The 322-nt window shown below is 55.9% G+C and carries 1 protein-coding gene; it reads right to left on the bottom strand.

From position 1 onward, the window contains the following. Positions 1–322, bottom strand: a 322-nt coding sequence (locus OGV50_RS00420; protein WP_131100606.1) for an IS5 family transposase, incomplete at both ends; no start/stop codon positions are given.

The following is a 322-nucleotide window of genomic DNA, read 5'->3' on the forward strand; positions in this document are numbered from 1 at the left end:
GCCTTCATGCCAAAGTGCCACTGATTGCCTTTCTTGGTCTGATGCATCTCCGGATCGCGTTGCTGCTCTTTGTTCTTGGTAGAGCTGGGTGCCTCAATGATGGTGGCATCCACCAAAGTGCCTTGGGTCATCATGACGCCTGCTTCGGCCAGCCAGCGATTGATGGTCTTGAACAATTGACGGGCCAGTTGATGCTGCTCGAGCAGGTGGCGGAAATTCATGATGGTGGTGCGATCCGGCAGGGCGCTATCCAGGGATAATCGGGCAAACAGGCGCATGGAGGCGATTTCGTACAGGGCATCTTCCATGGCACCGTCGCTCA

Source organism: Citrobacter sp. CK180, assembly GCF_030333655.1.
Taxonomy (GTDB): Bacteria; Pseudomonadota; Gammaproteobacteria; order Enterobacterales; family Enterobacteriaceae; genus Citrobacter_B; species Citrobacter_B koseri.